Origin of the sequence: Desulfosarcina cetonica JCM 12296, from assembly GCF_001311845.1 — a bacterium.
GTDB lineage: Bacteria > Desulfobacterota > Desulfobacteria > Desulfobacterales > Desulfosarcinaceae > Desulfosarcina > Desulfosarcina cetonica.
In genome coordinates, this window is record NZ_BBCC01000264.1 from 1 (window position 1) to 6,980 (window position 6,980).

Sequence of the window (6,980 nt, forward strand, 5' to 3'; positions counted from 1 at the left end):
CGCCAGGCCGCGCCCCACGCCGCTGCGCACCAGATTGAGGCACAAAAGGAGCGCCAGCACCGTAAAGGTCCACACCAGATAATGGAAACGGAATTCGTCGTCAAACACCAACGGCCCGATGGACAGATAGGGTATGCCGGCAAAGCCGCTGGGGCCACCGGTAACCGCGTCCCACTGGATGAGAACCGTGTAAACGACGATATTAAATCCCAGGGTGGCCATGGCCAGGTAGTGACCGCTGAGCTTCAGGGCCGGCACGCCGACCGCCAGGGCCACCAGGGCGGCGGCCAAGGCCGCGGCCATCATCACCGGCCAGGCCGGAAATCCCAAGGTGGTGGTACCGATGGCCGATCCATAGGCACCGATGGCAAAAAACGCCGCATGTCCCAGGCTGATCTGCCCGGCATAGCCGATAAACAGGTTAAGCCCCAGGACCACCAGGGAATAGATCGCGATGAGGTTGGAAAGGCCCAGAGTGTAGGGATTGCGCTCCATCAGCGGCCAAACCAAAAGCAGCAGGGAAAGGCCGAACACGGTCAGCCCGGTGCGATGCAGATAGAGGAAGTATAAGATGTTATCTTTAGTCGTTAGCATCGTGGGTCAGGGGAACAATGATCGATTAAGTTCGTCGTGTCCTTGCAAGAATTCAGAGGCCAGGAGCCAGAATACAGAATCGTGGATTCGCCTCCGGCTCAATCTCAAAAATATCGGCAGAGCGTAGCGATATCCACTTTTTTCTGGCACCTGTATTCTGGATTCTGACCTCTTTCATTTTATTTTCCCAACAGTCCCTTGGGTCGAACGAAAAGCACCAGCAACAACACCACGAAAGCCGCCACGTCCTTGTAGGCACTGCTCCAGTAGCCGGCGGATAACGATTCCAAAAGCCCCAGGCCCAGACCGCGAGAATCGCCCCCGGAAACGAACCGAACCCGCCCAGGATCGCGGCGGCGAATCCTTTCAACCCCAGAAGGACCCCGACGTCGTAACTTAGCGTGGTGATGGGGGTCACCAGCACGCCCGCCAGACCGCCCAGACCGCCGGCCAGAGCGAAGCTGGCTGCTTTGACGCGCCCCACGGAAATACCCACCACCATGGCGGCGGTCGGGTTGGAGGCCACGGCGCGCATGGCCAATCCCAGGCGGGTAAAGCGGAAGAACAGAACCAACACGGCGATGGCCAGCGCGGTGATTAAAAGAATGGCAACGGCCTGGGGCAGGATGGCGGCGCCGGCGACGCGCAGCGGCGTGTCATCGATCAGCGGGGGAATGGCCATGCGATTCTTGCCCCACACGAGTTTCATGAGCCCGCGCAGGGTGATGGAGATGCCAATCGTAAGGAAAATCAATACCAGATGGTTCTGGGAACGCGACGGCCGGATGCCCAGGCGTTCGACGGCGATACCCACCACAACGACAGCGACCACGGCCAGTGGCAAGGCCACGATCATGGGCAGTCCGCTCCAGAAGAGGCCGCTGAACAAAAACATGCCGCCCAGGGAGACAAAGTCCACCTGGACGAAGTTGACGATGCCGATGGTGTTGTGAACCACGCAAAAACCCAACGCGATAAGCGCATAAATGGCGCCGCTGGTGATACCCGCAAACACGAACTGCACGAGATCCTGAAAGCCGCCCACCGTTCCTCCACGCAGAAACAAGCTCAGATCAAAAATGGTTCAGGTTATGATAGTCGACGGTGCAGGTCAAGGGTGGAGCATAGAGAAAATTGAATTATTGGGAAAATGGTCGCGCAAGGCGTGGCATTATTTTATTTATCGGTGGTTTGATTCATGGGCGGAAACAATCGAACATGATATAATGTATTTTTTTAAGAAGTGAAGCCATTGCATACGTTCCGAATCCTAAATCAATACGTTCCGAATCCTAAATCAGACGTGAAGAAAGTACCATGTGCTGCTGTTCCGTTGCGCACCATGATCAAATTGGAGGCCGAATGACATCCCTGGAGCGGAAACAAACCTTGCGAAAATTTTTGACCTTTGCCCTTCCGGCATGCCTGAGCGTCGCCCTGTTCGGCATGACCGTCTTTTCTTATCTTCTTCCGCGCATGGAAAGCGCGGTGATGGATAACAAACGCCAAACCGCCAAGGAATTGGTCCGTTCCCTCGACAATCTTCTGAAAAGCTATGATTCGGATGTGAGCCAGGGGCGGATCTCCCTGGCGGAAGCCCAGCAGCGGGCATTGCGGCGGATTAAATCCTTTCGGTACGGCCCGGATATGAACAATTATTTCTGGATCCTCAGCCTGGAGGGCCGTGTGCGCATGCATCCCACCCGCCCGGACATCGTTGACCGTGATGTGGCGACACTCGCCGATCCGCAAATCAAGGCCCTTATCGAGAAGGTTCTCAGACTGGCGAAACAGCAAAAAAACGGTTTCATCGAATACCTGTGGCGAGAACGGAAGAACGCGGCTCAAAACCAGCTAAAAGTTTCCTATTGCCAGTTATTCAAGCCCTGGGGGTGGATCATCGGATCCGGCCTCTATTATGCGGACGTCAGGAACGAGATCGATTCCCTGAATAGAAAAGTCACCCTTGTCAGCATCGGTATCCTGGCCATCGTGGCCCTTCTCAGCGGCTATCTGACCTGGCGCGGCTTGGTGGGCATAAGAGAGCAGCAACATACCGAAACGGCCTTGCAGCAAAGTGAAATTCGCTTCCGTAAACTGTTCATGATGGCGCCCATGCCGATGATGCTGGTCAAACGGGATGATGGAATTCTCGAAGTAAATGAGCCATTTGAAAAGACAGTCGGTTACACCATCGATGACCTGTCGGCAATCGGGAAATGGTGGGAACTGGCCTATCCGGATCCCGATTACCGGCAAGCGGTGATGGCGGCCTGGCGAACCGCGGTGAACGTTGCCTTGGAGGCCAGCACCCTCGTGGAGCCCAGTGAATACGATATCATGTGCAAGGACGGCAAAATGCGAACCATGCTGGCTGGCGCCAGCGTCATCGAGGACAGCATCCTGGTGAGTTACCTTGACATCACCGACCGCAAGCAGGCCGAGAAAGAGCACGAGAAGCTTCAGGAACAACTGCTCCAATCCCAAAAGCTGGAGGCCGTCGCATTCTCGCCGGAGGTGTTGCCCACGACTTCAACAACATGCTGGGCGCGATTCTCGGGCATGCCGAACTGGCGTTGAAAAAATTGATTCGTCCAATCCGATGCACAACCATCTCAGCAGGATTCATGACGCCGCGGAGCGCTCCGCCAACCTCACCCGTCAGCTTTTGGCCTTTGCCCGCAAGCAGGCCATGGCACCGATGGTTTTCGATCTGAATGCATCCGTCGCCAGCATGCTCAACATGCTCCAGCGGCTGATCGGCGAAAACCTTACCTTGGAATGGCTACCCACCGGCACCCCGTGCCGGGTAAAAATGGATCCGGGCCAGCTGGATCAAATCCTGGCCAACCTGTGTGTCAACGCCAGGGATGCCATCACCAATGTGGGCACGATTACCATCAAGACGGCGCTGATCTCCCTTGACGAGGTGGCGTGCAAAGCCATTATCGATTGCATGCCCGGCGACTATGTCCAATTGACCGTCAGCGATAACGGTTGCGGCATGGATCCGGAAACCGCGACACACATTTTCGAACCGTTCTATACCACCAAGGCATTGGGTCGCGGCACCGGCCTGGGTCTTTCCACGGTTTACGGCATCGTCAAACAAAACAACGGCTTCATCAAGCTTTACAGCGAGCCGAAGATCGGATCGGCCTTCAACATCTACCTCCCGCACCATGTCGGCGAAAACGCAGAAGAAATTCTACCCGCCGTTGACGACATTCCCCAAAGCCAGGGAGAAACCATCCTCATGGTGGAAGACGATCCCATGCTCCAGGAAATGGGCGGACTGATGCTTCGGCATTTGGGGTACACCATTTTATCGGCGGCGACACCCAGAGAGGCGATCCAGCTGGCCAAAGAGAACGCGACCGGCATCGGTCTGTTTTTAACCGACGTCGTCATGCCCGAGATGAACGGCCGCGAATTGGCCGAAAAGCTGATCCAGATCTGCCCCCAGGCAAAACATCTTTTCATGTCGGGATACACGGCCAACATCATCGTGCATCGCGGCATTCTGGATGAAGGCATCAATTTCATCCAAAAGCCGTTTTCATTGAAAGACCTGGCCCTTAAAATCCGGACCGTGATGGATCGAAACGAGGATACCGTTTCGGAATAAACGGTGGGAACCGCCGCCTTCGGGTTCCCACCGTTGTTGGCAAGAAAGAATCAGACCTTGAACTGATCGACCATCTGTTTGAGGCTTTCGGAAAGTTTGGAGAGTTCCTGGGCACTCAGGTTGACCTGGCCGCTGCTGGTGGACATTTCGTTCATGGAAACGCTGACCCCGGCAATGTCCTTGGAAATCTCGCCGGCCACGGAGGAGCTCTGGTTGACGTTCTCATTGACCTCCTGGATACCCTGGGAGGCTTGGCTGACATTGGTGGCGATATCATTGGTCGCCGCCGATTGTTCCTCGACGGCCGTGGCGATGGTGGCCACGACATCGTTGACGTCCCGAATCACCTCGGTAATTTCGGAGATCTGGTCCACCGTGGTGGTGGTGGTCCCCTGGATGGCTTCGATTTTTTCCTTGATATCCTGGGTCGCGGCGGCGGTCTGCTTGGCCAGTTCCTTGATCTCGTTGGCCACCACGGCAAACCCCTTGCCCGCCTCGCCGGCGCGGGCGGCCTCGATGGTGGCATTGAGCGCTAACAGATTGACCTGCTCACTGATGTCGGTGATGGTCTCGATCACTTTGCCGATGGAGTTGGCTGCCACGCCCAATTGATCCATGTTGCTGGAGGCGCTGGTGGCCTTGTGGGCGGCATCGTCGGAGATACCGCGGGCCTTTTCGGCGTTGCGCGCGATTTCCCCGATGGTGGCGGACATCTCTTCGGCGGCCGTGGCCACCATGTTGGTGTTGGTGGCGGACTGCTCCATGGCGGCAGCCACGTTGTTCATGTTGGCGCTCATCTCCTCGGCAGCGGCGGAGACGGTGTTGGATTTGTCCGTAACGGTCTCGATACCCTGGGTCATCTGCTCGGAGATGGCGGAGAGTTCCGTGGATGAGGCGGAGAGCGTCTGGACCCCCCCGGCAATGTCCTTGATGATCCCTTGAAGCTTTTCAATAAAGGTGTTGAACCAGCGAGCCAGTTCACCGACTTCGTCGCGGCTGGTGGCCGGAAGACGCATGGTCAGGTCGCCCTCGCCTTGGGCGATATCCTTGAGGCCGGCCACGGCGGCATTGATCGGCCGAACGATGGAACGGGCGGAAAAAAGCACGGCAATGGCCACAAGCAGTCCGGCCATGACCGTGACGAAAATATTGGTGTTGCGGATTCGATGGGCGGTGGCCAGGAATTCGTCCTGGTCCTGGGTAAAGGCGACCGACCAGCCATTCACCCCCACCGGTGCAAACCCGGCAATTTTATCGGCACCTTGAAAATTATAGTCCTCCACACCGGTTTCGCCGGCGATCATTCGATCAATGAACGTTTTCATCTCGGGACTGCCGGAAGCATCTATTTTGAGGACGAGTTCGGATCGGGGATGGGCCAAGACGAGCCCCGTGTGGTCGACCATGAAACCGTACCCGGTGTTCCCGATTTTGCGGTTGGCAATCAAATCGGTGAAATATTCGGCCTTGATAACCGTTCCCAGAACGCCCAAAAAGGCACCTTGCTCGGATTTAATAGCCGCACAGGCCGTGGTGACCGGCTTGCCGGTGGCTTTGGAAAAAGTCATCTCACTAACGACGACATTGCCGTCCTGCCTGACTTTTATAAAAACTTCGTTGCCGGAAATATCGATGTTCTTGTAGGCGCTCCCATCGTCCAGCACGCCGTCGTAAATTTTTCCATCGGCATCCGCGATAAAAATGCCCTGATAGTGGTTGCCCATTCTGGAAAACTGGTTTCCGAGGGCCTCGAAAACATCTTTGACTTGCTCGCGGGCCGCATCAATTCCCTCAGCCTTTACCAAAGCGGCCAACTTGATCACCCGCCGCTGGGAAGCCATGGAAGCGGCCTTGGACATCTCCGACGCAAGAATGGTGTGCGTCATGCGGGCAAGGTCCGATGCGATGCCCTGGGCCTGAGTTTTTGAGATCTCCATAAGTGCGGTCTGCGCTTTTGAATATGACAAATACCCCACGATGATCAGCGGAACCAGCACGGCGGTAACGCCGCCGATAATCAGTTTTGAGGAAATTGAGTGCCAATTGAATTTCATTCTCATGCCAGGTTTCTCCTTGTTTTTGGATTTTCTTGTCTCACACGAAGTTAATCCGAAAAGGTTTGTGATCCGTTGGTTTGCGATATTTTTCTCAAAATGAGGATAATGTTGCACAGTTCTCCGGGGTCGCGGGCGATGTATATCGGCCGCAGGCGATGGGCCAAGGCAACGCTTTGGCGATCCGGACAGGGCAGGGAAAGAATGACTTTCCGATCCTGGAAAAAATCCTGCAATTGGACAAGCTGGGTTAATATGTGACGATCGGTGGGAAGAAGTACGGCCGTTGAGAAACGCCGGGGGGGGACATTCAACCATGTGCGCATGTGCTCCAAATCAGAAAAAAAATGCATCCCCTGGGACGCGTGGGCAAGGATGGCGGCAAACAGGTTGAAGACGTCGACCCGATCAAGTTGTGACGTAAAAAGCAGCAAAGATATCCCTCCCCTTTTCCATCCGGTTTTTCATCAACATCTCAGACAGATCTCGGCAAGCTCCTTTCTCAACTTATATGCCACTATGTGGAAATAAAATTATTTTTATTATATTCAATATATTGCGGCGTTATGAAGTAACACCAAGGATGGATTCGCCAACGTTATTCCGGAATAAAGGAAAAGCCCGGACCGATATACCGGAATGGCGGCGTTTAATTTTGATGGACTCGTAAAAAGTTGCACTTCTGACGGATTCGTAAAAAGCCC

At 55.1% G+C, this 6,980-nt stretch carries 6 protein-coding genes; 2 read left to right on the forward strand and 4 right to left on the reverse strand.

Annotated elements, in window-relative coordinates:
• Positions 1-594, reverse strand: a 594-nt coding sequence (locus JCM12296_RS31290; protein WP_172684206.1) for a branched-chain amino acid ABC transporter permease, incomplete at its 3' end; no start/stop codon positions are given.
• 52 nt (positions 595-646) lie between these two features.
• Positions 647-1,639, reverse strand: a complete 993-nt coding sequence (locus JCM12296_RS31295) for a branched-chain amino acid ABC transporter permease (RefSeq protein ID WP_218188379.1) — start codon at positions 1,637-1,639, stop codon at positions 647-649.
• Positions 1,640-1,983: 344 nt separating this feature from the next.
• Between JCM12296_RS31295 and JCM12296_RS31300 the strand changes: the two genes are divergently transcribed.
• Both JCM12296_RS31300 and JCM12296_RS31305 read left to right on the forward strand, forming a co-directional pair.
• Positions 1,984-3,174, forward strand: a complete 1,191-nt coding sequence (locus JCM12296_RS31300; RefSeq protein WP_172684207.1) for a cache domain-containing protein — start codon at positions 1,984-1,986, stop codon at positions 3,172-3,174.
• 22 nt (positions 3,175-3,196) lie between these two features.
• Positions 3,197-4,222: an ATP-binding protein gene (locus JCM12296_RS31305; RefSeq protein WP_054701309.1), complete on the forward strand. Its 1,026-nt coding sequence runs from the start codon at positions 3,197-3,199 to the stop codon at positions 4,220-4,222.
• Positions 4,223-4,272: 50 nt separating this feature from the next.
• Here JCM12296_RS31305 and JCM12296_RS31310 read toward each other — a convergent pair whose 3' ends face one another.
• On the reverse strand, positions 4,273-6,282 hold the full coding sequence (locus tag JCM12296_RS31310; protein WP_157068066.1) for a methyl-accepting chemotaxis protein: 2,010 nt from the start codon (positions 6,280-6,282) through the stop codon (positions 4,273-4,275).
• Positions 6,283-6,326: 44 nt separating this feature from the next.
• Entirely contained in the window at positions 6,327-6,710 is a 384-nt protein-coding gene (locus JCM12296_RS31315) for a hypothetical protein (RefSeq protein WP_054701314.1), read from the reverse strand.
• Positions 6,711-6,980 lie beyond the last annotated feature (270 nt).